General features: G+C 70.5%; 12 protein-coding genes and 1 pseudogene. 5 read left to right on the top strand and 8 right to left on the bottom strand.

Annotated features, from left to right (window positions below; genetic code table 11):
- Positions 1-143 precede the first annotated feature (143 nt).
- Together BFN33_RS22205 and BFN33_RS22200 are read right to left on the bottom strand one after the other, a co-directional pair.
- Positions 144-443: pseudogene (locus BFN33_RS22205) on the bottom strand (integrase core domain-containing protein); the annotation flags it as partial.
- Between the two features lie 61 nt (positions 444-504).
- A complete protein-coding gene (locus BFN33_RS22200; RefSeq protein ID WP_141757981.1) occupies positions 505-1,947 on the bottom strand; it encodes a hypothetical protein in 1,443 nt (480 codons plus the stop codon).
- 158 nt (positions 1,948-2,105) lie between these two features.
- Here BFN33_RS22200 and BFN33_RS22195 point away from each other — a divergent pair, with 158 nt between their 5' ends.
- The 3 genes from BFN33_RS22195 (at position 2,106) to BFN33_RS22185 (ending at position 9,018) form a co-directional block, all read left to right on the top strand.
- Entirely contained in the window at positions 2,106-4,184 is a 2,079-nt protein-coding gene (locus BFN33_RS22195) for a putative T7SS-secreted protein (RefSeq protein WP_069761813.1), read from the top strand.
- A gap of 69 nt (positions 4,185-4,253) precedes the next feature.
- On the top strand, positions 4,254-4,547 hold the full coding sequence (locus BFN33_RS22190) for a WXG100 family type VII secretion target (RefSeq protein WP_062036124.1): 294 nt from the start codon (positions 4,254-4,256) through the stop codon (positions 4,545-4,547).
- Positions 4,548-4,617: 70 nt separating this feature from the next.
- Complete coding sequence (locus tag BFN33_RS22185) at positions 4,618-9,018, top strand: FtsK/SpoIIIE domain-containing protein (RefSeq protein ID WP_256122823.1); 4,401 nt, start codon at positions 4,618-4,620, stop codon at positions 9,016-9,018.
- A 133-nt stretch (positions 9,019-9,151) separates the two neighbouring features.
- On the opposite strand, the gene BFN33_RS22180 is transcribed toward BFN33_RS22185, so the two are convergent.
- Both BFN33_RS22180 and BFN33_RS22175 read right to left on the bottom strand, forming a co-directional pair.
- Positions 9,152-9,802 carry a hypothetical protein gene (locus BFN33_RS22180; RefSeq protein WP_069761812.1) on the bottom strand — a complete coding sequence of 217 codons (651 nt, stop codon included), beginning with the start codon at positions 9,800-9,802 and terminating at the stop codon, positions 9,152-9,154.
- Between the two features lie 31 nt (positions 9,803-9,833).
- Positions 9,834-10,124, bottom strand: coding sequence for a hypothetical protein (locus tag BFN33_RS22175; RefSeq protein ID WP_225886161.1), 291 nt, complete (start codon positions 10,122-10,124; stop codon positions 9,834-9,836).
- A gap of 143 nt (positions 10,125-10,267) precedes the next feature.
- Between BFN33_RS22175 and BFN33_RS22170 the strand changes: the two genes are divergently transcribed.
- Entirely contained in the window at positions 10,268-10,948 is a 681-nt protein-coding gene (locus BFN33_RS22170) for a hypothetical protein (protein WP_069761811.1), read from the top strand.
- 196 nt (positions 10,949-11,144) lie between these two features.
- Here BFN33_RS22170 and BFN33_RS22165 read toward each other — a convergent pair whose 3' ends face one another.
- The 3 genes from BFN33_RS22165 to BFN33_RS22155 form a co-directional block, all read right to left on the bottom strand.
- Positions 11,145-12,020 (bottom strand): alpha/beta fold hydrolase, encoded by an 876-nt coding sequence (locus tag BFN33_RS22165; RefSeq protein WP_069761810.1) that lies wholly within the window; start codon positions 12,018-12,020, stop codon positions 11,145-11,147.
- Between the two features lie 506 nt (positions 12,021-12,526).
- On the bottom strand, positions 12,527-15,256 hold the full coding sequence (locus tag BFN33_RS22160; RefSeq protein WP_256122830.1) for an AAA family ATPase: 2,730 nt from the start codon (positions 15,254-15,256) through the stop codon (positions 12,527-12,529).
- Positions 15,257-16,135: 879 nt separating this feature from the next.
- On the bottom strand, positions 16,136-19,006 hold the full coding sequence (locus BFN33_RS22155) for a BTAD domain-containing putative transcriptional regulator (RefSeq protein ID WP_069761808.1): 2,871 nt from the start codon (positions 19,004-19,006) through the stop codon (positions 16,136-16,138).
- Positions 19,007-19,567: 561 nt separating this feature from the next.
- On the opposite strand from BFN33_RS22155, the gene BFN33_RS22150 reads away from it, so the two are divergent.
- Positions 19,568-22,558: a BTAD domain-containing putative transcriptional regulator gene (locus BFN33_RS22150; protein ID WP_069761807.1), complete on the top strand. Its 2,991-nt coding sequence runs from the start codon at positions 19,568-19,570 to the stop codon at positions 22,556-22,558.
- A 134-nt stretch (positions 22,559-22,692) separates the two neighbouring features.
- Here BFN33_RS22150 and BFN33_RS22145 read toward each other — a convergent pair whose 3' ends face one another.
- A complete protein-coding gene (locus tag BFN33_RS22145; protein ID WP_069761806.1) occupies positions 22,693-24,300 on the bottom strand; it encodes an MFS transporter in 1,608 nt (535 codons plus the stop codon).
- Positions 24,301-24,622: the final 322 nt, after the last annotated feature.

Below are 24,622 nucleotides of genomic sequence, written 5' to 3'. Positions count from 1 at the left end.
ATGGATTCCGGGCGTGCAGAGCGCATCTGACTGAGTTTTCCTACCGCTAACGCAGCAACTCGACACGCGCTGCACGGCAAGTCAACGTGCTTCGTTGGCGGTTGCCCCGTGTTCCGTGTCGATGCGCCACTGACGATCACCGATTACGCCTGGGTCGTGGTCTTCTGCTTGAGGCGTTCGTAAGGGGTCTGGCCGCCGAAGCCGCCGTGAGGGCGATGGCAGTTGTAGTAGTCCTCCCACCCGCGCAGTTTGTCGTCGAAGACCTCGGCGTCGTCGATGATGACGCCGTCGAGGAGCCGGTAGAACTCTTCGGCGTCGATGCGGTGGGAGCGTTCGACTTTGCCGTTCAGCCGCGGGGTGCGGGGCTTGATGTACGTGTGGGCGATGCCCTTGTCCAGGGCATGCCAGTGGAAGGCGGACTGGAACCCGGCGCCGTTGTCGGTGATGGTGCCAGCCCGCTGCCGGAAGATCACGACGGCCACCGGTGACGGGTCGGAACCCTACTCAGGCCGGCACCGTGAGTTTCAGGTCCAGTACGGGGATGTCGACGCGGCCGTCACTGTCGGTGTACCAGCGCCAGTGCGCGTCCTGGGCTTCCCCGTAGACGAGTCCGGTCCAACCCGCACCGCCCGGGCCGCACAAGGTTGCCAGTTCGGCGGCCTCTCGCGAGCCCGGCGTACCCGCCACCACGACCAGTCCCCTGAGTGGCCGGCGCGCGGCGGCGCCGCGGATCGTCGACTGCGCCGGGACCGGAACGGCCACGGCCTGAGGGGTGACCTGCGGCAGCTGCTGGAGGCTCGGCGGTACGGCGAGCGACGGAGCGTCGGCTGTTCCCCGCAGCACGGTCACGGGAGTGCCGGGACGGGTACGGGCGATCTCCGCCAGCAGGTTCTGCACGACGTCACGGGCCACCACCTTCTCACCGGTCACGCTGAGGACGCCGTCCAGGCGGCTGAGGTCGACGAACACGGGCCGGCCGTCGGCGTCCGTGCCTGGCCGGACCAGACAGGCCGCGGAGAGAACAGCGGGTTCGCTCACGCCGCTGTCGCCCGGGACCGGCCGGCCCGGCACGGCAGCGGGACGGCGCCAGCGCGTGCTGTCGATGCTCGTCCATGGTGCGCCGGCCGCATCGGACGCCGACAGCCACACCGTCACGCCGGCGTCGTCGACGCTCAGCGCGTGCACCGGCCTCTCGGGCTCCCGGTCCGTGGCGGCGAACTCGCCGAGGGTGCCGTAGGCACGCCGTACCGCGTCGACGTCCGCGTCGAACCAGCGGCTGGTCGCCTGTCGTTGCGCCAGCCTGCGGCGCCGGCGTGCGGGCTCGCCCAGTTTGTTCAGACCCCGGCGGACGGCGGCGAATCCGGCACGCACCTTCCGCCGGCCCACGATGCCCGCGGTGACCAGGGCGAGCAGGATGGCGCCGAGTGTCGCGATCGCGGCGGCCAGGGGGATGGTGAGCGTGGTGGACCGCTCGTCGCCCGTGCCCGGCGGAGCCGTGGACCCGGAGGCCGGGGAAGTGGAGGCGTTGCCTTGGCCTCCGGTGTCTCTGGCCAGTTGCACGCCGGGTCCTGAGGCGTCCTTCGGCAGTCGCAGTACCCAGCCCGGGTGCAGCTGGTCGCCGGGACTGCTCAGGGCACCTCCGTCCTTCTGCGTCAGGCCGCGGTTGAGGTCGAAGATCTCGTCGGCCCGCGCCGCGTCTCCCAGTGTGGTCGCGGCGATCGACTGCAAAGTGGCGAGCTGCCCGCCGGTCTGCGCCGGATCCTGGACCACGAACACCTTGATCAGATCGTCGCCGGGGGCTGCCGCCCCGGCGGAACCGGCTGCGCCGATCGCCACCAGGAACGCCGCCAACAGAGTTGTCAGGGCGAACAGCAGTGCCTGCGGGATGCGGTGTGCCGTGACGGTTCTCGGTCGAGGGTCGGGCACCTGGCCCGCGCAGTTGCTCATCGTGTCCACCCATGTCGTCCGGTGTTGCGTTGCACCGACTACACGGGACCGCCCGGCCAAAAAGTTCGAACCTGACGCGGAATTTGTTGAACCTTCCGCGAGCCCGGCCCCGTGTACCTCGCGATCGCACGTCAACGCACCGGACCGGGGGAATCGCAATGGCACGGCGGCACGCCAGCCCCGAGGACTTCCAGCTTCTCGGGATGGACTCGGACCCGGCACCGGGCGACCCCGACATCATCTTGAAGATCGTGCAGCGCTACCGGAGCATCGGCGATGACGCGGAGCGGGCGCTCAACATCGTGAAGCGGGACGGGGCGATCTCCGAGGGCACCGGTGACGCGATGGACGCGCTCAGGGCGAAGGTCGGCGACGACCTGCCGGACAAGCTGACCAAGACCAAGACGTCGTACCACGACGCGGCTCAGGCCTACAGCGAGTACGTTCCCCGGCTGGAGGAGGCGCAGGGCGTCTTCGACCAGGCCGTGGACCGGGCGCGAGCCGCCGCGCCGCAAGCCAACCAGACTGCGCGGCAGTTGGGCGCCGACGCGACCGACGAGGAGAGGGCGCAGGCGCGTTCGTCCCAGGATTCCATCGACGCGGGCCAGGCCGAGATGGGTGCGGCCCGGAGTCTGGCGGAGCAGGCGAGGACGCTGCGGGAGAGTGCGCAGCGCCGGCTCGCCCAGGTGCTGGACCGGGCAGCGGAGGAGGCGATCCCGGAGCGGAACATCTTCCAGAAGATCGCCGACTTCTTCAAGGAATTTCCGTTCGTGCAGGTCCTGGTGGCCGCCTTCGTGGCGATTCTCGCGGTCTTCTTCCCCGTGGTCGGAGCCCTGCTCGGTGGTCTGTTGTTCGTCTTCAACCAAGTAGTCGCAAGTCAGACAGGCGGAATCAAGGCCGGTGACTTCGTCACCGGCCTGCTGGGCATCATCCCCGGCGGCGCGCTCCTCAAGTTCGGCGGCCGCGTCGCGGAGGCCATCAGTCCCGCCCTTGCCGCCACAGTGAAGAACCTTCCCTTGATCAAAAAGGCCACGGGCAGCATCGGCGACATCGGCAAGTCGCTCACCGACAACAGGGTTGTCGGGGGCTTCCTCGGCAATCCCGTCGGCAAGTTCATCGGCGATGCCCTCGTCGACGCCGGCAAGAAATTCGCCGTCAACGCCGGCATCGAGGCGGCCGCCAAGAGAGCCAACAACGACGAGCTCACGTTTGCCGGCGTGCTCGGCGGAGCCGCAGCCGGTGCTGTTGCCGGAGCCCTCTTCAAGGGCGGGGTGGGCACCATCGGCAAAAACCGGGGCGTCCCGTCGGTGGAAGAAGGCCAGAGTGGCCGGTTCGGCAACACGACGACGCCCGCGGTGGGCGACTCCCTCGGCAAGAAGGTGTCCGACCAACTGGGCAGCTTCCTCGAGGAGGGCGCCAGCGTCGGAACGAAGATCGGGGTCGGCGTTGCTCAGGGCGGCGATGCCAAGGATGTCGCGGCCGGGGAGATCGCCAATGGCGCCTCGAAACTCGCTGTGGGCGCGCTCGGCAAAGCCGGCCTGGGCCGTGGCGTCGACAGCATCGCCGACAAGATCCCCTTCAAGGGACGTCCCCGACCGGATGCCGCGCCCGCGGCGACTCCGCCGGACGTCACCCCGCCGGCGTCCCCGACAGGCCCGCGGCCTGCGAGTCCGGTGACTCCGACTCCTGTGCCGTCTCCGGTGGATACGCGGCCCGCGAGTCCGGTGACTCCTCCGCCGTCTCCAGTGGATACACGGCCCGCGAGCCCGGTGACTCCTCCGCCGTCTCCAGTGGATACACGGCCCGCGAGCCCGGTGACTCCTCCGCCGTCTCCAGTGGATACACGGCCCACAAGCCCGGTGACACCTCCGCCGTCTCCAGTGGATACACGGCCCACAAGCCCAGTGACACCTCCGCCGTCTCCAGTGGATACACGGCCCACAAGCCCAGTGACACCTCCGCCGTCTCCAGTGGATACACGGCCCACAAGCCCAGTGACACCTCCGCCGTCTCCAGTGGATACACGGCCCACAAGCCCAGTGACACCTCCGCCGTCTCCAACCGACACACAGCCCACAAGCCCAGCCCCTCCCGCACCGCCCCCGACCGACACGCGGCCCACAAGCCCGCTGCCGGTGAACCCTGTCGACGTCCCGCTGCCGCCGTCGCCCACCGTCCCGGACGGTGCGTCCGCGGCGCGACCCGTCACCCCGCCGGCCGACGGCCAAGGCGGCTAGGCCCCACGCCTGCCAGTTCTCCATCCCTGAACGGATGGACGGCACCAACCACCAGCAAGGAGTACTTCCGTGCCCAACTACAGCGTCAACTCCGACACCACCTCGTCGACGTCGCAGGCTCTGCTCAACGACTTCTCCCAGCTCCAGGACAAGCTGAACGAGGTCAGGGGAAAGATCACCAACCTGCTCGCCGACGGCTACAGCACCCCGGCCGCCCAGCAGAAGTTCTCGCCGTTCTTTGACGAGTTCGCCAAGGGCTTCGAGCAGGTCAACCAGGGCCTGCAGGGCATCGGCCAGTACGTGAAGACCGTCGGTGAGGCCTTCGACCAAACCGACAACCAGCTCGGTTCCGCCCTGTCCTGACCCATCCGGCCCGGCTCGCCGCCTCGGCGTGCGGGGCCGACCCACCGCTACTCGAGAAGGACGATGAGCAGTGCGACTGACCGTCAGCGTTCGTGACCCGCGGGCCGAGGAGGCGTCCTCCACCGTCTCCGTGCAGACCGAACCCACCGCCACCGCAGGCAGGTTCGCGTCCGATCTGGCACGCGCCGTCGGGTACGCGGGGGCCGACGGCACCACGCCGCCGGAGCCGGCCCTGTACATCGGCTCGACGCTCGTCGACCCGCGCAGCACTCTGCAGGTGGCGGGGGTACGGGACGGCATGGACCTGGGGCTCGGCGCTCCCGTTTCCGGGGAGGCCGAGCCCGAGGGCCGCACCGAGGTCCGCATCGTCTCCGGGCCCGGCGCGGGCACTACCTACCGCCTGGTCCCCGGCGACTACGACATCGGCACCGCCCCGGGCTGCCGTATCCGCCTGGCCGAGGGCGCCCCGGCGCTCGCGGCACGGGTACGCGTCCACCTCGACGGCCGCGCCGAACTTCTCGAGACCGAGAACGCTTTGCTCGACGGCAAGCCCTCGGGCACCCGGTCCCCCTGGCGCGAGGGCAGCCAGCTCGCCGTAGGCAACATCCTGCTCGAGCTCACCTCCAGGCGAACGGCGCGCGCACCGCTGGTCGCGGCGGAGGACGGGATCGGCCTGGAGTTCAACCGGCCGCCGAGGTTCCTGCCGCCCGCGGCGGGGGCGAAGTTCCGGCTGCCCACGCCTCCCATCAAGCCCGACAAGCGGCCCATCCCGCTGCTGCCGATCCTGCTGCTGCCGGCCGGCAGCGCCGCGATCGCCATCTTCGTCACCCACCGGTGGTCGTTCGTCTTCATCGCCCTGCTCTCGCCGCTCGCCGCCCTGGTCACCCAGTTCGGCGGGCGCAAGCAGGCGATGCTGAAGTACCTGGAGAAGAAGGAGGAGTACGACCGGGCGGTGGCCGGCGTCCGCGCGGACATCGACGCCGCCGTTCTGGACGAACAGCACAACCTCCGTCTCTCCCTGCCCGATCCGGCCACGCTGCTGCAGATGGCGGTCCAGCCGTCGGAACGGCTGTGGGAACGCCGCTGGCAGGACCCCGACTTCCTGTCCGTGCGCGCGGGCACCGCCGATCTGCCGTCGTCGGTCGGCGTCGACGACCCGGAACAGGACGAGCACCGCCGCAACACCGTGCCGTGGCTGTACCAGGTGCCGGTGGCCCTTCCCCTGCGCCGGGTCGGTGTCGCGGGTGTCGCCGGATCGGGCGCGACCCGGCTGGCGGGATGGCTGACCGCGCAGGCCGCCGCCCTGCACAGCCCCACCGACCTGCGTATCGTCGTCCTCGCCGGGCCGTCCGGCGAACGCGACTGGTCCTGGACCCGCTGGCTGCCGCACACCCGGGCGCAGGGCGAGGACGCCTACGCCCTGATCGGCAGCACCGCGGATTCGCTGGCCCGTCGCGTCGGCGAACTCGGCCAGATCGTCGCCGCCCGTGGCGCGGCCGGACCGGACATCACGCGGGGCGGTGCCAACGGCTACCCCGACATCCTCGTCGTCCTGGAGGAGGCGCGCCGGGCCCGTTCACTGCCCGGCGTGATCGCCCTGCTGCGCGACGGGCCGGCGGTGGGAGTTCACACCATCTGCATCGACCGGGAGGAGCGGCTGCTGCCCGAGGAGTGCGGCGCCGTCGTCGTCACCGAGGCCGGTACGGGCACCGCCAAGGTACGCACCGGTTCCGCCGCCGCGCTGGAGAACGTGCGCGGTGACTCCCCGGAGCCCGCCTGGTACGAGGACTTCGCTCGGGCACTCGCCCCCTTGCGAGGTGTGGGCGACAGCGACGAGGGCGCGCTGCCCGGATCCGTACGGCTGCTGGATCTGCTGCAGATCGAGCCGCCCACCGCACAGGCACTGGCGGCGGGCTGGTCCCTGGGTGGCCGGTCCACGAAGGCGGTCCTCGGCGTCGGTTATGACGGGGAGTTCGCCGTCGACCTGGTGCGCGACGGCCCGCACGCCCTCATCGCCGGCACCACCGGCTCCGGCAAGTCCGAGCTGCTGCAGACCCTCGTCGCCACCCTCGCCGTGGTCAACCGGCCCGACGAGATGACGTTCGTCCTCGTCGACTACAAGGGCGGCAGTGCCTTCGCCGAATGCGCCGACCTGCCGCACACCGTCGGTCTGGTGACCGACCTGGACACCCGGCTGGTGGAACGCGCCCTGGTCTCCCTCGGTGCCGAACTGCGCCGCCGTGAGACGCAGCTGGCCCACATCGGCGCCAAGGACCTCGAGGACTACCTCGACAAGCGCTCGCGGGGCGGTGACGTCCTGCCGCCGCTGCCGCGGCTACTGCTCGTCATCGACGAGTTCGCCTCCATGGCGCGTGAACTGCCCGACTTCATCTCGGGCTTGGTGAACATCGCGCAGCGCGGCCGGTCCCTCGGCATCCATCTGGTGCTGGCCACCCAGCGGCCCGGTGGCGCGGTCACCCCCGACATCCGCGCCAACACCAACCTGCGGATCGCCCTGCGCACCACCGACACCGGCGAGAGCCGGGACATCATCGACGCTCCCGACTCCGGTGACATCTCCCCGGCCAACCCCGGCCGTGCCTATGCCCGTCTGGGCCCGTCGGCGCTGCTGCCGTTCCAGTCCGGACGTGTCGGCGGCCGCCGTCCCGGAGGCTTGTCCGACGCAGGCACGGAGGTGGCCGTCACCGCGATGCCGGTGTCCTGGAACGATCTGGGAGGCCCGCTGCCGAGTCTGCGCGCGCGGAGTGGTTCCGCGGCGGCGCAGACCGAGGCGGTCACCGACCTCGCAGTGCTCGTCGGCGCCGTCGCCGAGGCCGCCACGCTGGCCGGGGTGCCGCGCCAGCCCAGCCCGTGGTTGCCGCCCCTGCCCGCCCTGCTGCCGTGGACTGCGGCACCCGCGCCGAAGCCGGCCGCCGAACGCGAGGCAGCGCTGCCTCCGGTCGCGTACGGCATTGTCGACCTGCCCGCCCAGCAGAGCCGGGCGCCGCTGACGTTCGACCTGGACCGGACGGGCCATCTGCACATCATCGGCTCGCCCCGCAGCGGGCGCTCCCAGGCGCTGCGCACCCTGGCCGCGGCGCTCGGCCAGGCCCACGGGGCCGACGACGTGCACCTGTACGGCATCGACTGCGGCAACGGCGCTCTCAACGTGCTCACCGAACTGCCGCACTGCGGTGCCGTCGTCGACCGTACCCAGATCGAGCGGCTGGGCCGGCTGCTGGACCGCCTCGGCGCCGAACTCACCGGGCGCCAGAGCATTCTGGGCGCGCGCGGCACGGCGGACCTGACCGAACTGCGCAGCAGCCAGCCACTGCACGAGAGGCTCGCGCACATCGTGCTGCTGGTCGACCGGTTCGAGGTCTTCGAGCGCGAGTTCACCTCGTACGACAACGGCAGCTACATGGAGCGCATGCTGCGTCTGCTGCGCGACGGTGCGGGCGTGGGCATCCACGTCGTGCCGGCCGGTGACCGGGTGCTCGGCGGCAGCCGCTTCTCCGGCACCACCGAGGACAAGATCGTCCTCAGGCTCAACGACCGGCAGGACTACTCCGGCGTCGGAATCCCCACCAAGTCCGCGCCGTCCGACCCCGGGCCCGGCCGGGGCATCCGCCCCCAGGACCTCAGCGAGGTCCAGATCGCCGTGCTCGGCGAGGACCTCGCGGGCACCGCGCAGGCCGATGTCCTGGCCGCGCTGGGCCGGCAGCTGATCGAGCGTGAGGCCGCGGTCCCCGACGCCCGCCGCGCGCTCCGGCTGGACGTCCTGCCCGACCGGATCACGTACGCCGACGCCCTCGCCCTGCACACCGCGGGGGGACCGATGCGCCCACTGGTGGCCGTCGGCGGGGATACCCTCACCTCGCTCGGTCCCGACCTCACGGACGTGCCGACCTTCGTGATCGCCGGGCCGCCGCGCACCGGACGCAGCACCACCCTGCTCACGACGGCGGAGTCGCTGCTGGCGGCCGGCACCGGCCTGATCGTGCTGGCCCCGCGGCGCTCACCCCTGCGCGATCTGCAGGGGCGGCCGGGCGTGGTCACCGTCATCACCGACGCGGAGGTGCCGGTGGGTGACTTCCGGCAGGCACTCAACAACGTCTCGCAGGAGTACGGCGTGATCGTCGTCGACGACGCCGAACTCTTCATGGGCGCCGAGATCGACTCCGACCTCGCTCTGCTCGCCCGCGGCGGCGCCGGAACCGGCTGGGGCGTGCTCGCGGCCGGCAACGCCGAGTCGCTGTCACTGAGCCTGGCCGGATGGATGGGTCAGGTGAAGCGCAACCGCACCGGCATGCTCCTCTCCCCGCAGGGACTGAGCGACGGCGAGGTCATCGGCGTGAAGCTGAGCCGCGGTGTCGTCGGCCAGGCCCCGCAGCCGGGCCGGGGCCTGCTGCACCTGGGCGACGGAGTGCTGAGGACCGTGCAGGTGCCATACCTGGACACGGACCGGTAATAGCCGGAGGCGCACCCCCAGGTCCCCCTGGATGTGCGCCTCCTTCCCCCCGGTGACGAGGCGTGGGGCTGCTGCGGCCCCGCTGCAGGGCGGCTGTCGTACCAAGGGCCGCCCTGAACCGACAGCAGGGGCCTCAGCCGGAGGGGCTCTCGCCGGTGCTGCTCGCTCCCGCGGGAACCTGGACGCCGTCGTCGGTGATGAACCGGAACGTGCTCGTGATGGCGTCGAAGAGGTCGTACACCTCGTCCTTCAACGGCAGGTTCGGGCTGGCGAGGGAAACCGCGAGGAAGTCCTGGGGGGTGCCGGGCACCGGCATCATCGTGTGCATCGTCAGCAGCTTGACGGAGATGTCCGCGGTCACCCGTGTCACCTCCGTGCCGGTCACGCGCGCCGCCGGGCCGACATGGGGCACCTCCACCGAGGTGATCACGCGGTCCTTCGGTGCCGCACCGGTGCCGGAGGAGACACCCAGTTGCGCGGACAGCACGGGCAGCGTCAGCTCCTGGCCTTCGGGTGTGGTGACGGCGAAGACCATGCCGTACGCCATGAAGAGTCCGTCCGGGTACATGGTCGCCGTGCCCGAGGCCAGCAGCGCTCCGTAGCGGCGTGCGGCGCGGGTCACCTCACGGCCCTGACGGAACATGTCGTTGATCTCGGCCTTCTGCCGCGGGTCGTCGGTCGAGGCGAGAGCTTGTGCGCGAACCCGCGCCATCTCCTCGCCGCTCAGATCGACCTGGTCCCACCCGTCGGGGATCTCCAGCAGGAATCGCTGTGCCGTGCTCATCGGTCACCCTTCACCGTGTCCGTCGGGGAGGTCAATTGCCCTGGCTGTCGTCGAGACTCGCCGCCGAGCGCCGGTCCGCCTCGTCGAAGGCGTCGGAGATCTGGGTGATGGCGTCGATGATGCCCCCCACCTGCTTCTGCAGCTGGTGCTTGCCGTCGTTCCACCGGTCCTCGAAGTTCTGTGCAGCGCCGCTGGACAGCTCGCGTCCGAAGGCGGCATCGAAGTCGAACGTGGTGTTTCCGATGTCGATGTTGTCCTGCACGAGGCGCATTCTCTTCGCGCCGTCCTTGAGTGCGTCATCGGGGACGTGGATGTCTGTCACTGCCGGCTCCCGTTCCTGTGCGCTGGCCATCCGTCTCTGCAAGGGACACGAGGTCACAGGGCCGGATCGTTCAACCGGGCCGAGTGTGAGGCGGTCCGGGCACGGCATTGAACCTTCGGCGGCCTCCGTGTCGTGTTCTTCGCATGACCTCGTTTCTCAGCGGCCTGCTGTCCCCCGGCGCCGCCAAGCACCGTGCCACTGTCGCCACCGTCCTCGCGGTGTGCGGTGTGGTGAGCCTGACCGCCTGCGGCAAGACGATCCAGATCGGTGACAGCAAGGATCCGTCCACCCCGGCCCCCGCCCCGGCCACGTCCTCGGCGTTGCCCACGACGGCCGCGCCCAGCCAGGGAGCCGGCAATTCGGCGCTGCAGGTGGTGGACTCCACGGCGCGGGACGCGGGCCTCAACGGCACCGGCGGCACGGTGGTCGGCGCGGCGGTGCAGGAGACTCCGCCCCAGTGGGTGCAGCTGTCGGCGGTGACCTCGCCGCAATTGCCGGTGGCCCACCTGATCAACGTCAACCAAGCGGCGCTCTACCGTTTCGACGGCGACACCGCCGACCCGTCCCAGTCGAACTGCGATGACGCCTGTGCCTCGAAGTGGCCACCGGTGACCATCAAGGAGGGTGGCAACGTCTACCTGGCGGGTGTGAACCCGAAGGAGGTCGGGGCCATCCGCCGACAGGACGGACAGGTCCAGGTCACGGTGGGTGGCTGGCCCGTCTACCGCTTCTCCGGCGATGCCGGGGCCGGTGACCTGAACGGACAGGGCGTCGACGGCAGGTGGTTCGCTGTCGGACCGACGGGGCAGAAAGCGGTGCGCTGACGTTGCCGTCTCCGTGAGAGAAGGTGCGCTTTCAGCCGCCCGCCCCTGCGAGGTACGGTTCTGCGGCCCGCTCTCTTCCCGCCCGGCGGCAAGGGGAGTTCCCTGCGGTGGGAGTCGGTCGACCGTCGTCCACGACCGCATCGAGGTGACGCGGTGACCGTCGTCGGCGCAGCGCTACGGCCGCACTGCTGAACTGTCATTCTTTCGCGGACGCGAAGAAGTCGAGGTAGCAGCGCGCGAGTTCGACGGGCGCCTCCAACGGGATGTTGTGCCCCGCCTGCTCGATCACCACAGGTGTGACGTCCACCGCGACCTGAGCCATCTGCTCCCCGGGCTCCGCGGCGAGGTAGGCGCGACCTCCGACGGCCAACACCGGGCATTCCAGCGGGATGGCGAACTGCGGCCGGTTCTGTTCGGCGTCGGTCTCGGTGGCCCGGTACAGCTCGAACACGGCGTGGTGGCCGCCCGGTTCTTCGAGCCCTCGGGTGTATTCGTCCTCGTCGGCGTCCGTGTACGCGCTCGGGTCCCACATGATCCGCCGCATGAAGTACGTCCAGAAGGCGCGTTCCGTGCCGGCGAGCAGCAACTCGGGATAGTGCGGCAGGCTGAACAACGAACGATGCCAGCCAGTGCGGGGATCCTCGGCGACGAGCGGCCCGAGGTCGGGGACCGGCAGGCCGGGCAGTCTCGTCTCCTGGAAGACGAGTTGGACGACCTTCGGGCGGTGGAAGGCCGCCACGGCGTAGGCGACGGCCGCACCCCAGTCCTCGCCCACCACGCGGTACCGGTCGTGTCCCAGCACTGTCATGAGCGCGGCGATGTCGGCGGCCAGGGTCCGCGTGTCGTACCCGGTCGCCGGACGTCCGGAGCCGCCGAATCCGCGCAGGTCCACCGCGACGACCGTGTAGTGCGGTGTGAGCAGCGGGATGACGTGCCGCCAGAAGAACATGTTCTTCGGCACGCCGTGGAGCAGGACGACCGGGTCGCCACTGCCGCCCGTCGCATAGTGCAGATCGACCCCGTTGACCCGTGGCCGGCCGTGGGTGAGCGGCTCGCCGACGTGATCTGTCATCCTCGGCGCTCCGGATCTGGTCATCGCCGCCCCCTCGTCTCAGGTCCCTGTCGGCACCAAGGGTGCCGATCGATCACATTCCACACCGGTCGACGTTTCGCTCGCACCGGGGAGCCACCCCGGTGCGAGGGCGCGCCGAACGGTGTGTCATCACAGGGTTCTTGCTCGTTCCCCGCGGTGTGCCACGGCGTCGGCCGCGTCTGCCGGATCGTCGGCGGAACGGCTTTGGCCGCAGCTCAACCGCTCCGAATTCCTGGCTGTCTCGTGGTCGCCCCGGCGACTCTCGCCCTCCCCGGGCCCGAAGCATGATGGCGGACCGGGTGCTCGGTCATTCGACGTGGCCGATGACGGTCGCGGTGGGTGCGATCACCGTCGGGGCGGCGGCCGGGCCGGGGAGTCGGGGTACTGCTCGGCTGCCACCGTGGGCGGCGCCCGTCACTGAGCAGGTCGGCCGAGCCGGGCGACCCGACTGGGTCGGGCGGAGCATGTCCGCCGACGGCCCCCTGTCAATCGTCGGAATCGGCCTCACTCAGCTTGCGCCCGATCTGCTTGCGCGACGTGATACCGAGCTTGCGGAAAACCCTGCTCAAATGGAACTCGATGGTCGAGGTGGTGACGAACAACTGGGTGGCGATCTCCGCGTTGGTCAAACCCGACGCGGCCAGCATCGCCACATGACGTTCCTGCGAGGTGAGGTCCAACTGGGTGTCGACCGTGCGTTTGCGTGCGGTCTCCCCGGTGGCCAGCAGCTCCACTCTCGCCCGCTCGGCGAAGGACGCGGCTCCCCAGGATTCGAAGGACTCGTACGCGGCCCGCAGCTGGACCCTGGCGTCGGCACGACGCCTGCGACGGCGGAGCCATTCGCCGAAGAGCAGGCGCGACCATGCCAGCTCCACGGCCACCGGGACTTTCTCCAGCTGCGAGATCGATTCCTGATACAGCTGCTCGGCCCGGTCATCGTCGGTCATGAGAGCCCGGCAGCGCGCGAGAAGCCCCCACGCCCATGGGGTTCCGGCCAGCGGAGCGCGCTCCTCCATTCGCTCCATGGCCATGGCGGCGGCCTTCCGGTCATCGGCCCGCAGCCCGGCCTCGACCATTCCGGCAAGATTGATGTCGCCGAGGACCAACGGGTCATGGTCGAACACCGCGAGCAGGGCGTCGAGCGCCTCCCGATACCGTCCGCGACCGATCTCGAAGATACTCAGGGCCTGGCCGATCGACCGCCGATACAGTACGAGGCCCAGGTTCTCGGCCATGGCGTTCATCGTCGCGGCCGCGGCCCGCAACTCGACTTCCTGGCCGGTCCAGGCATACAGCAGGGCCTTGTGGAAGTCTCCCGACGGGCTGTATCCGGTCGCGGTCATGTAGTCGTCCGCCTCGTCGTAGCAGCTCTCGGCGGCGGCGAACCGGCCGTCCCAGATCTCCACGCCGGCGAGGGAGACCAACGCGATACTGAGCCCGTAGAGGGCTCCGCGGTCACGGTCCGCCGTCACCAGCTTCCCGAGGATCTCCCGCTTGGCCTCGATGTCCCACAACTCGTCGCCCGCGAGACTGACCATGGCGCTGAACGTATTCTGGTCCTGGAGTTCGTCGGCGGTGCGCAACCGGGCCAGTGCCGCGGCCAGGGCCGGGGCTCCCGCGGCGTAGCCGTAGGCGATCAAGCGCGCCAGTGCCGCCATCAGCGGATCGGGGCTCGAGGCCGGCAACGCCGGTTCGCACCAGGCGTCGGCGGTGGCCTTGGCGACCTCGCGGGGTGTCGTCCCCGTGATCGTCCGGCCGCCCATGATCGCGGCGCGCGTCGCCTCGCCCAACAGGTCCCAGCTCGCCATGTGGTCGGTGGTGCCGAGGTCGGCCACCGCTTCCAGCAGCATCGCGGGTACCTCACGAGGGCGGGCGTGAACCATCTCGACGGACGCCCGCAGCCGTATCGCGTGGGTCCGGCCGGTCGGCCCGGTCAGGTCCGGGGTCGCGAGTTCGAGCAGTGTTTGCACCGCCGGCAGATTGCCGGAAGCGAGATGTGCCGCCGCCGCGTCGAGATATCGCTCGGCCCGCTTGCCCGGATGTTTGGTCATCTCCGCCGACCGGGTGAGGAACAGGGCCTGTTCGGAGTATCCGCCACGTGTCTGGGCCAGTTCGGAGGCGGCTGCCAGCTGTGCGGCCACGCTGTCGTCCGGCCCGTCGGTCGCCTCGGCCAGATGCCAGGCCCGGCGCTCGGGGGCGCTCGTGGCGGCCAGTGCCGCCTGGACATTGCGTCGCTCCTCGGCGGACGCGGCTGAGTGGACCGCCGACCGGATCAGCGGGTGGCGGAACTCGGCGACGATCCCGCGGTTGAGTATCCCCGCGGCGATCGCGGGCGTGGCCGACCGGATGGACAGCCCCAGGGCTCCGGCGGCGCGCCACAGCGTCGCCTGGTCGTCCGTCGGCGTCGTGGCCATGAGCAGCAGCAGGGTCTGGGTGTCGGCGGGCAGCAGCTCCGCCGCCTGCCGGAAATGTGCTTCCAGCTGTCGGCTCACCGGCAGCGGCTCGGGCAGTGGTGTGATCCCGGCCAGCTGCTCCGAGCCCAGGTTCACCGCCAGTTCCAGAAGCGCGAGCGGGTTGCCTCCGGTGCCCGCCACGAGCCGCTCGGCGACCGCCTGGTCCAGGTGTCCGGTCACACCGTCGGCCAGCAGGGCCCGGGCCTCCACGTCCGTGAGTCCCTCCAGCCGGAGCACGGGCAGGGCGCCGAAGACGTCGTGGACGCCGGTCCCGTCATGCCCGGCGAACAGCAGCCCGAGGCAGTCCGCGTACAGGCGTCGGCCTACGAAGGCCAGGGTCTCCGCCGACTCGCGGTCCAGCCACTGCACGTCGTCGACCAGACAGAGCATCGGCGCCGCCGTGGCCGCGTCCGAGAGCAGTGTCAGCGCGGCCAATCCGACCAGATGGCGGTCGGACGGCGGAGCATCGGTCAGCCCGAACGCGGCGTTCAGGGCGTCACGCTGACGCTCCGGCAGAGTTGACAGCCGGCCGAGGTACGGCCGCAGGAGTCGGTGCAGCGCGCCGTAGCCCAGTCGTGTCTCGGCCTCCACGCCGACCAGCCTGACCACTGTCAGGTCCTGGGCGGACTCGGCGGCGTACTCCAGTAGCCGGGATTTACCGACTCCCGCGTCGCCGGTGAGCACCAGGACTCCGCTGAAGCCGTCACGGACCGATACGAGCAGCCTCCCGATCGCCTCACGCTCCGCGTGCCGACCGACCATCTGCGTCACCGCCACAGGGTGAACCCCGGACCACACCATGAGATCTCCTTTCGCGATGCTTCGCCCAGTTCAGACGGTGGGCGCGCCTCAACGGGCCAAGGGCGGCGGAAAGAGCAGTGCCGCAGCCTCCCGGCTGGTCAGCGCCTTGGCGACGCGTTCGGCGACTCGGTGCTCCGACGCCGTGAGTCACCCAACGGCGACGACTGGATCCTTGATTTCGCGTCGTGTCCCAGCAGCTGCTCGGAGATGCTTCATTCGCCTGGCCGGCTTCGCGTCACCAGGCCAAACAAGCACGGTCCCCCCGGAATCTCACTGATCAGTCATTGGACGCTGTCGATTGACGGTAAGCGGGTCGGAGTGTGCAAAGCGTGCCGAGAAGGTGAACACCCCGTCGGGTGGGCGTTCACCCCTGCGGCAGCGTGCACTGTCGGCAGTGATGACCGTCTCGAACCCCACACGCCGGTACGCCGAGGTGCCCCCGCCGGCCCGCAGGGTCACCGCGTACAGGCCACGGTCCCGACCTCCTCGATCGTCAGACGCGAGCGGCTCTCGACTCCACCGGCTCCCCGACTTCCTTGACCAGTGCGCCACGGCGGGTAGTTCGCCCACCGTGGTGGCGCCGAAGGAGAGCAGTCGTCCAGCGAGCCCTGCGGGGCTGTCGTCGATGTACCGGACTTTCAGCAGCCCGTCCGTCCGCGCGCGGGCCGCCGCCGCGGCACCGGGGGCGCGCCGTAGCGCCTCACAGGCTGTGCGAGCGCGGGGTCCACACCCTGTCCGAGGCGGTGACCCAAGGCGACACCGGGGCATTTCTCCGCGGTCGAGAGCACACGGTACGCGGGGACGCAGCGGCCGCACTCCGCCGGTACTCAGGGGCGCGAGTCATGTGTCGTCGGGGCGCCGGAGCTTGTCGCGTACGTGCTCGGCATCGGGGTGCGCGATGGTCTCAAGGATCCCCAGTGCCTGCTTCCAGGCGACCGCCGCCCGCTCCTGGGAACCGTCGGCCTCCCACGCGTCACCGATGTGGACGAGGGTGTCCGCTTCCAGGTAGTCGTCGTGGATCTCGCGATAGGCGGTCAAGGCGCGTTCGTAGCAGGTGAGGGCCTGCTGGTACTGGCCGAGGTGGTGGTGGGCGTAGCCGAGGCTGTCCCAGGCGGCGGCCTCCCCGTTGCGGTCGCCGAGTTGCTGGTTCATGGTGATCGCCCGTTGGCAGTCGGTCAGGGCTGCCTCGTACGCGCCGAGCAGAATGTGGGTCCAGCCGACCTCGTTGGAGATGCCTGCCTGTCCGCTGCGATGACCGGCCGCCTCGTACAGCGAGTGCGCCTCGCGGTAGTGGTCGAGTGCCTCGTGGTGATGGCCTTGGCGGTTGGCCTGGAAGGCCATGTAGCGGTGGACGCGCCCCTGGCCGGGCAAGTCGCCGATGGCGGCGAACAGTTCCAGCGCGGTGGACAAGTGCTCGTGCGCCTGGGCGGGGCGCTCCAGGCGCCCGTTCACGAAGCCCAGGGCCCGGTGCGCGTGAGCGCGTCCCGAGAGGTCGCCCAGGTCCTCGGCCGCTTGCAACGCCGCGGCCTGAGAGACTAGTTGGTCCTGCCACCGGCCATGCCGGTCGAGGAAGAGTTCCAGTGTCGCGGCAAGTTGCCAGCAGTGGGCGCCCAAGCCGGATCGGGCCGCCTCCTGCACTGCTGCGAGGAGGACGGGACGCTCGGCGTTCAACCAGCTCGCCGCCTTCTCCCGGCTGTTGAACGCCACCGGACTGGCCCCCGCGGCGACCCGCGCGGACAGGGTGAGACGTTCCCGGTGGGGTGCGAGCAGGCTGTCGGCCCGGTGAGCGGTGTGCAGGAGGTGGTCGAGCAGCTGGTGCCGTGCGGCGTCCCGCTCCTCGAGGGTGTCGTGTGATTCCGTCAGTTCCGCAGCGTAGATCCGCAGGAGTTCATGCGAACCGAAGCGGCCCGGGGATCGCTGGGTGAGCAGATGCGCGCCGACCAGTTCGGCGAGCAGAGGGCGTATGTCTTTGACCAATAGGCCCAGCAGAACCGCCGCGGTCGCGGTGGACGCGTCGGGGCCGGGATGGAGTGCCAGAAGGCGGAACAGTCGCGCCGCACCCGGTGTGAGAGCGTCGTAGGACCACGAGAACGCCGTACGGGGGTCGGTGGTGGGATCATCGTCGGTGAAGCCGGCGAGGCTGCCGCGGGTCTTGCGCAGGTCCTCGGCGATGAACGAGAGGCTCCAGCCCGGATGGGCCGCGGCACGGGCACTGACGATGGCCAGTGTCAACGGCAGGGAGCCGCACAGCGCGACGATCTCGTCAGCGGCGGTCGGTTCCTCGGCCACCCGCTTCGGGCCGAGTCGCCTGATGAGGAACTCCCTGGACTCCGCGGCCGTCAGGAGGCCGAGCGAGAGGGGATGGGCTCCGTCCCCGACGACCAGTCCGTGCAGGTGGTTGCGGCTCGTGACGACGATCAGGCATCCGGCGGAGCCCGGCAGGAGCGGGCGGACCTGTTCCGTGTCGCGCGCATTGTCCAGCAGCACCAGGACTCGGTGGCCGGCCAGCAGACTCCGGTAGAGGGCGGTCTGGGCGTCGAGGCCGGCCGGTATGCGGTGCGCGGGGACGCCCAGGGCATCGAGAAAGCCGCGGATCACCTCCGCGGGATCCGCGATCGAACCCGAAGGGTCGAAGCCGCGCAGGTCGGCGTACAGCTGGCCGTCGGGAAAGCGGTGGGCGATCTGGTGGGCCCAGTGCACCGCCAGGCTGGTCTTGCCGACGCCCGCCATGCCGCCGATCGCACTGATCACCACGGCGTTCGGCCGATCGTCCGACGGGGACAAGAGGGCGTGCACCCGGTCCAGTTCGGTGTGGCGGCCGGTGAACATGACCAGGTCGGCCGGGAGTTGTGCGGGGCGGACCCACCTCGCGCCGTCTGCCGTCGTGCCGGTGGAGGTTTCCGGCACGCGGGTGCCGGCGTGCGACGGCTGGGGGGCGATGTTCTCGGCACTGCTCTGAGCACTGCCCCGGGGCCCCGACCAGCCCGGCGGTGCGGAGGCGGTGCTGCGCGGCAACTGCTCTTCGGCAGCCAGAAGTTCCGGGCCCGGGTCCAGACCGAGCTCGTCGACGAGTCGCGTACGGACGTCCCGGTAGGCGTTCCATGCCTCGGCCCGGTGTCCGGTCGCCGCGAGCGCTGTGACGAGACTCGCGTGGAGCACCTCGTCCAAGGGGTGATCCGCGGCCGTCTGTCTGAGGATCGGCAGCAACTGCCCGGCGAGTGCCGGTCCGGCTTCGAGGGCCACCGCAGCGGCTTCCTTCACCGCAGCCGGATACTCCCGGTCCACCGAGGCGAAGGCGGGGTGCGCGCGCACTTCCGGTGCGATCCCTGACGCTGTGGGGCCGCGCCACAGGGCGAGTGCCTCGAGCAGTGACGCGGCGGCTCGGGCAGGGTCGCCCAGATCCCGGGCCGCACTCGCCTCGTCACGCAGGGCACGGAACCGCTGGAGGTCGAGCTCCCCTGAACCGAGTATCAGGCGGTAGCCTCCGGAGCCACGTACGAGTCGGCTCGACGTGGTCTGTCCGGACGTATCCGTGTCCAACATCCCGCGCAGAGATCCCACATGACGGCTCAGCACATTGACGGAGCTGACGGGCGCGTTCTCGCCCCACAGCACGTCGACGATCTCGTGGACGGGAACGGGCTCCCCCGCCCGCGTCAGGAGCAGGGCCAGCAGGGCTCGCCGCTTGGGCGGCCCCGGGGGCAGCTCCATTTCGCCTCGCCAGGCTCTGACGGGCCCCAACACGGTGAAACGCACAGTTCGGAGTCTAGGACGTCGGCAATCCGCCCTGACCGATGCCGATCTTTTCCGGTCCTGGTCATTCCCCGCCCCCGTGGTCCTGTCGCCGCGGTCGCCCCCGCGACCGCGCTGTACTGGCCCAGCGAGGGAGAGAACGTCATGGTGAGGGACGACGTGCACCCCGTGGTCGTCCTGCGCGCTCGCGGCCGTCCGGCCTCGACCCCGCACGACCGGCCTTCGCCCCGCGGACCGGGGTACTGTGAGCTGGGGGGAAGGTCCCTGACGGCACAGCTGGAACGCGCATCGGTCGCGGGCGGTGAGGGCGGGTCGGGGCCTCGGGAGGGGGAGGATCATGACCATGGTGCTCGACGCGTTCAGCAGGGCAACGGCATGTACGGGCACCGGCTCCCGCTCCGCCGGTCATCGCGCTCGGCCGACCGCCGGATGAAGCGCCCGGCCGACACACGGAGACCGTCAGCCGGGCCCACGACCGGTCCTTCCGGCGGGCGGGAGCTCCAACCCCCGGGGCAGACGGTGCACTTCGCCGTGCTCGGTCCGGTACGCGCCTGGCGCGCCGATGCCGAACTGCACTTGGGGCCCCCGCAGCAGCAGGCGTTCGCGGCGTTGCTGATGGCGAACGCCGGCCGACCCGTCGCTGTCGCGGAAGTCGTCGACTTGCTGTGGGGGCGGGATTCGCCGCCGAGCGCGGTCAATGTCGTACGCCGTTATGTGGGGGCGCTACGCCGTGTGCTGGAGCCGGGGCTGCCTCGGATGGCGACCGGGAGATGGCTGCTCCGAGAGGGCGGCGGATACCGGCTGAACGTCGGCGTCACCGCACTTGACCTGCTGCGCTTCCGTGACCTGCGCACGCAGGCGCGTGCGGCCGACCGAGCGGACGATCCCGCGTCCGCCCTTGAGTTGTATGCGCAGGCCCTGGCGCTGTGGCGCGGTCACGCGGCGGCCGGGATACCGGCTGGGGCGCGCAGCCACCCGGTGTTCGCGGGACTCGACGGCGAGCGTCTGGCCACGGTCAAGGAGGCCGTCGACACCGCCCTGCGCTACGGCCGCGTGGAACCGGTGCTGGCTGAACTGCAGGGCCTGGCGGACCACCATCCCCTTGACGAACCGCTGCACAGCCGGCTGATCCGGGCGCTGACGCTGACGGGCCGGCAGTCCCAGGCCTTGGAGACCTATCAGAAGATCCGGGTGCTGCTGGCGGAGGAACTGGGCGTCGAGCCCTCCTCCGAGTTGCTGGCCGCTCACCGCGAAGTGCTGAGTGCGCGGACCGCACCCACGCACCCGATGCCCTTCGCGGCCTCGGACCGTGAGGGCTCAACAGGCCGGGACGCTGCTTCCGAGACGGCCTCCCCGGCTCGGGGCGACCTACTCGTTCCGCTGCCCCGGCCGGCCCAACTCCCGGCTTTTTACGAACACTTCGCAGGCCGCGAGGCCGAGATCGACCACCTGCTGCGCCGCCTTCCGGCCATCCCGAGCCACGGTGGACCCGGGACCACCATGGTGATCAACGCGATCGGCGGCATGGCCGGAGTGGGCAAGACCACCTTGGCCGTCCAGGTGGCCCATCGAGTGACGGACCGGTTCCCGGACGGCCAGCTCTACGTCAATCTGAGGGGATTCGATCTCCACGGCGCGGCCATGGACCCGGCGGAAGCCGTACGCGGCTTCCTCGAGGCCCTGGGAGTCAGCCGCAAGCAGATGCCCGACAGCCCGGAAGCCCAGGCGGCTCTGTATCGAAGCCTTCTCGCGGACCGACGCGTCCTGGTCCTGCTGGACAACGCGCGCGACGCCGACCAGGTACGTCCGCTGCTGCCCGGCGCCGCCGGCTGCCTGGTCCTGATCACCAGTCGCAATCAACTGACGAGCCTGGTGGTCGCCGGCGGCGCGCACCCCCTCACGCTGGACCTACTGGCTCCGAAAGACGCCAGGCAGTCACTCGTACGACGGCTCGGGGCCAACCGGGTGGCCGCCGAGCCCGCTGCTGTCGACACGATCATCTCGCTCTGCGGGGGGCTGCCACTGGCGCTGTCCATCATCACGGCCCGCGCCCTGATGAACCCGTCGTTCCCCTTGTCCGGCATCGCGGCGGAACTCATGGAGGCGAACGGAAGCCTCGACGCCTTCGACGGCCTCGATGCGACGACAGACGTGCGGACAGTGTTCGGCTGGTCGTACCGCACCCTGACCGGTGAAGCGGCCCGGCTGTTCCGGTTCTTGTCCCTGCATCCCGGGCCGGACATCGGGACACACGCGGCCGCAGCACTCGCGGACCGTCCAACCGTCCGGGTCCGCTCCCTGCTGGGCGAACTGACGCGCACGCACCTCCTCACCGAGGAGGCCCCGGGCCGATACCGCTTCCATGACCTTCTGCGCGCGTATGCGAACGAACTCGCTCGTGCCGAGGACGGCGAGGGGGACAGTGAGGAGGAACGGCGCGACGCACTGTGCCGCATGTTCGATCACTATCTGCTCACCGCGTATGCCAGCGCCCCCCTTCTCGATCCGGCGGGTGTCTTCCCTTCGCCGGCCCCGTCACCGGAGACAACGGGGACCCCGGTGGTCCTGGGGGACGCCGAGTCCGCCCTCAGCTGGTTCAGTACGGAGCGGCTCGTCCTGCTGGGGCTGGTGCGGCAGTCGGTGGACGAAGGGCTCGGCGCCCACGCGTGGCAACTGGCGCGGCTGCTGGACCCGGTGCACGAACGGTTCGGACACTGGCACGACTGGGCGGACCTCCAGGGCATCGCCCTCGCCGCGGCCCAGCAGCTTGCCGACCCCGTCGGCATGGCGCATGCCCACGGTGGTCTCGGGCGCGCCTGTTCACTGCTCCGCCGCTATGCCGAGGCCGAAGACCACCTGCGACAGGCCCTGTCCCTGTTCGAGGCGCTGGGCGACGATCTCAGCCAGGCACACACACGACGCGCCCTCGGATGGGTGATGACCCGCACCGAGAGGCACGGTGAGGCGATACGGCACACCCGGCACGCCCTGGACCTGTACCGCATCGCCGGACATCTGAGCGGGCAGGCGGACGCGATGAACGCGATCGCCTGGTACCAAGCGGTACTCGGCGACTACGACAAGGCCATGGCCACCGCCGTGGGGTCGCTTTCCCTGTACCGACGGATGCGCGATCGAGGCGGCCCGAACGAGGCCAACGCCTGGGACACCCTTGCCTACGCCCATCACCATCTGGGCAACTTCAGGCGGGCGCGCACCTGTTACCTGCGAGCCATCGGCATGCTGCGCAGGAACGGCGACCGTTACAACGAGGCCGGCAGCCTCACCCGGCTCGGCGACACCCACGCGGCGACCGGCGACGACGCGCTCGCCCGTGCGGTGTGGACGCAGGCGGCGGAAATCCTCACGGAGATCGATCCCCCGTGGGCGGTCGAGGTGAGGACGAAGCTGCAGACCTCGTCCTTCTCCGCCGACGGCGTACCGGATGCGACGTCGAACTCCGGTGACGTGCTGAGGGCCGACGGCACCTCGGCTGCCATGGCCGAGTGAAAAGGCCCTCCCCAGCTGGGGTGGCGCGCCGGCTTCGACGAGTGACTGCCCAACTACGATCACTGCCGCGAACCCACCGGGCTGAAGTGCCGATCACCCATCAGCCGCGTCCCCGACCTCCCGGGGCGGAACACCTAGGCCTGTCCGTGTGCGACCGCGTGAACGACCTGCGGCGGTTCGGTCAGCAGGTTTCGGGCTCTTGCCTCCATGGCGCTGTCCAGGCCGGTCTGCCGCTCGTGGTGCTGCGCCAGGTGTTCTGACCACGACCGGACGAGGAACGTTTCGATGAGGCGGTCGGGGGATGCGATGTCCGCGTAGAGGCCCCAGCTGAACGCGCCGGTGCGCTGCCGTGATCGTCCGATGTGGTCCATCTCGGCCAGGAAGGCGGCGGTGTTCCCCGGTCGGACCCGGTACTCGACGATCACCAGTGTCGTCCTGTCGGCCGGTGGGCCCTCGGTCAGGACTGCGGGTTCGGGCCAGGCGTGCGTGCGCGTGGGGTCGGCGGTCGCGGCGTCGTGCAGCGGCCATCGGACGTGAGCGAGCGCGGCCAGGACAAGAGAGGCTGCCGCCGCGGCGAGCGCGGGCCGTACCCCCGCCCGCTGCGCGACGCCTCCCCACAGCAGCGATCCGACGGCCTGACCGCCCTGGAAGACGAGCAGGTAGAACGCCAGGCCGCGCGCCCGCACCCAGTCCGGCAACGTCAGCTGCAGCGACGCGTTGAGCGTGGTCAGGGCCCCGATCCAGGCGACGCCGCCGCCGACGAGTGCGACTGCCGCGATCCACGCCGAGTGGGTGAGGGCCAGGACGGCGATGACCGCGGCGTAGCCGAGCATCGACGCTGTGAGCGTCCGTTCGCCGCCGAGCCGACTGGTCAGTGGCCGCAGAAGAAACGACCCCGCTACGGCTCCGACCCCCACTGCGCCGAGAAGCGCGCCGTAGCCGGGTGCGCCGAGCCCCAGTTCCGTTTGGGCGACCACGGGCAACAGGGCCCACAGTGCGACTGCACCCGGGATGAACAGCGCTGTGCGCAGGATCAGACGCCGTACGCGAGGCGCGTTGCGGACGTAACGACTGCCTGCTGCCAGCGCGCCTCGGATGCGCTCCCGCTCCTGGGCCGGCTTTCGGACCGCCGGCTGATGCCAAGCGGCGAGCGCGATCGCCGTACCCAGGAACGACACGCCGTTGCCCGCGAACGTCCAGCCGACTCCGGCCCAGGAGACCAGGAACCCGCCGAGGGCAGGTCCAAGGGCCCGTGCCGTGTTCATGTTCACGGCGCCGAGAGCCGACGCCCTCGCGATCTGGTCCCGCGGGACGAGGCTGGGCTGCAGTGCCTGCCAGGCCGGGGTCGACAGTGCGAGTCCGCAGCCCATGGCGAACGTCAGGGACAACAACGCGGATGGCGGGAGGCGGCCGGCCCACGCGAGTGCCGCGAGCAGGAACGCCGTCGCGGCCATCACGATCTGGACCGTGATGAGCAGCACGCGCCGGTTCACGAGGTCGGCGAGCGTGCCTGCGGGCAGCGCGAGCAGCAGCACCGGGAGGCTGTAGGCGACCTGCACCCCGGCCACGTACGCGGCTCCGCGGTCCACGAGGAGCCACTGCGCGCCGACGGTCTGCATCCAACTGCCGATGTTCGAGCCGAACTGTGCCAGCCACAGGATGCGGAAGACGCGATCAGCCAGCGGTGCCCACGACCCCGACGCCCACCCCGCGGAGGGACGTGGTGCTGCGGTCCCATCCATTTCCGTGCTCTCCTTCCGAAGCCTGTTTTCCAGGTAACAGGTGTTCCGACGCGGCTCGCACCGGGGTCCACCCCAGTCCGTGCGGCCGTCGGTGGGCGCGTCCCGCTGGGGTGGGGCCCCGGTGCGAACGCTGCTCACGCGGTGATGTCCTGACGCGGTCGGCGATCACGGTTTGCGCGGCGAGGAGCGCTGAGGCCGTCGGCAGCATCCCGAGGGAGGGACCATGACATCCATGCCGGGGGCCGGCATCCAGGCAGGTGCTCCCGCGCAACCCGCGGACCTTGTCCTGCGCGATGCGAAGATCTTCACTGGTGACCCGAAG

Origin of the sequence: Streptomyces sp. LUP47B (genome assembly GCF_001746295.1) — a bacterium.
In the GTDB taxonomy this organism is placed as follows: Bacteria; Actinomycetota; Actinomycetes; order Streptomycetales; family Streptomycetaceae; genus Streptomyces.
This window is presented reverse-complemented; position numbering and strand designations above follow the sequence as displayed.

What these genes read in the sequence shown, in the direction of transcription:
- BFN33_RS22200 (WP_141757981.1), bottom strand. Translation starts at nt 1,947, where the DNA reads ATGAGCAACTGCGCGGGCCAGGTGCCCGACCCTCGACCGAGAACCGTC.
- BFN33_RS22160 (WP_256122830.1), bottom strand. Translation starts at nt 15,256, where the DNA reads ATGGTCGGTCGGCACGCGGAGCGTGAGGCGATCGGGAGGCTGCTCGTA.
- BFN33_RS22180 (WP_069761812.1), bottom strand. Translation starts at nt 9,802, where the DNA reads ATGAGCACGGCACAGCGATTCCTGCTGGAGATCCCCGACGGGTGGGAC.
- BFN33_RS22170 (WP_069761811.1), top strand. Translation starts at nt 10,268, where the DNA reads ATGACCTCGTTTCTCAGCGGCCTGCTGTCCCCCGGCGCCGCCAAGCAC.
- BFN33_RS22165 (WP_069761810.1), bottom strand. Translation starts at nt 12,020, where the DNA reads ATGACAGATCACGTCGGCGAGCCGCTCACCCACGGCCGGCCACGGGTC.
- BFN33_RS22155 (WP_069761808.1), bottom strand. Translation starts at nt 19,006, where the DNA reads ATGGAGCTGCCCCCGGGGCCGCCCAAGCGGCGAGCCCTGCTGGCCCTG.
- BFN33_RS22195 (WP_069761813.1), top strand. Translation starts at nt 2,106, where the DNA reads ATGGCACGGCGGCACGCCAGCCCCGAGGACTTCCAGCTTCTCGGGATG.
- BFN33_RS22145 (WP_069761806.1), bottom strand. Translation starts at nt 24,300, where the DNA reads ATGGATGGGACCGCAGCACCACGTCCCTCCGCGGGGTGGGCGTCGGGG.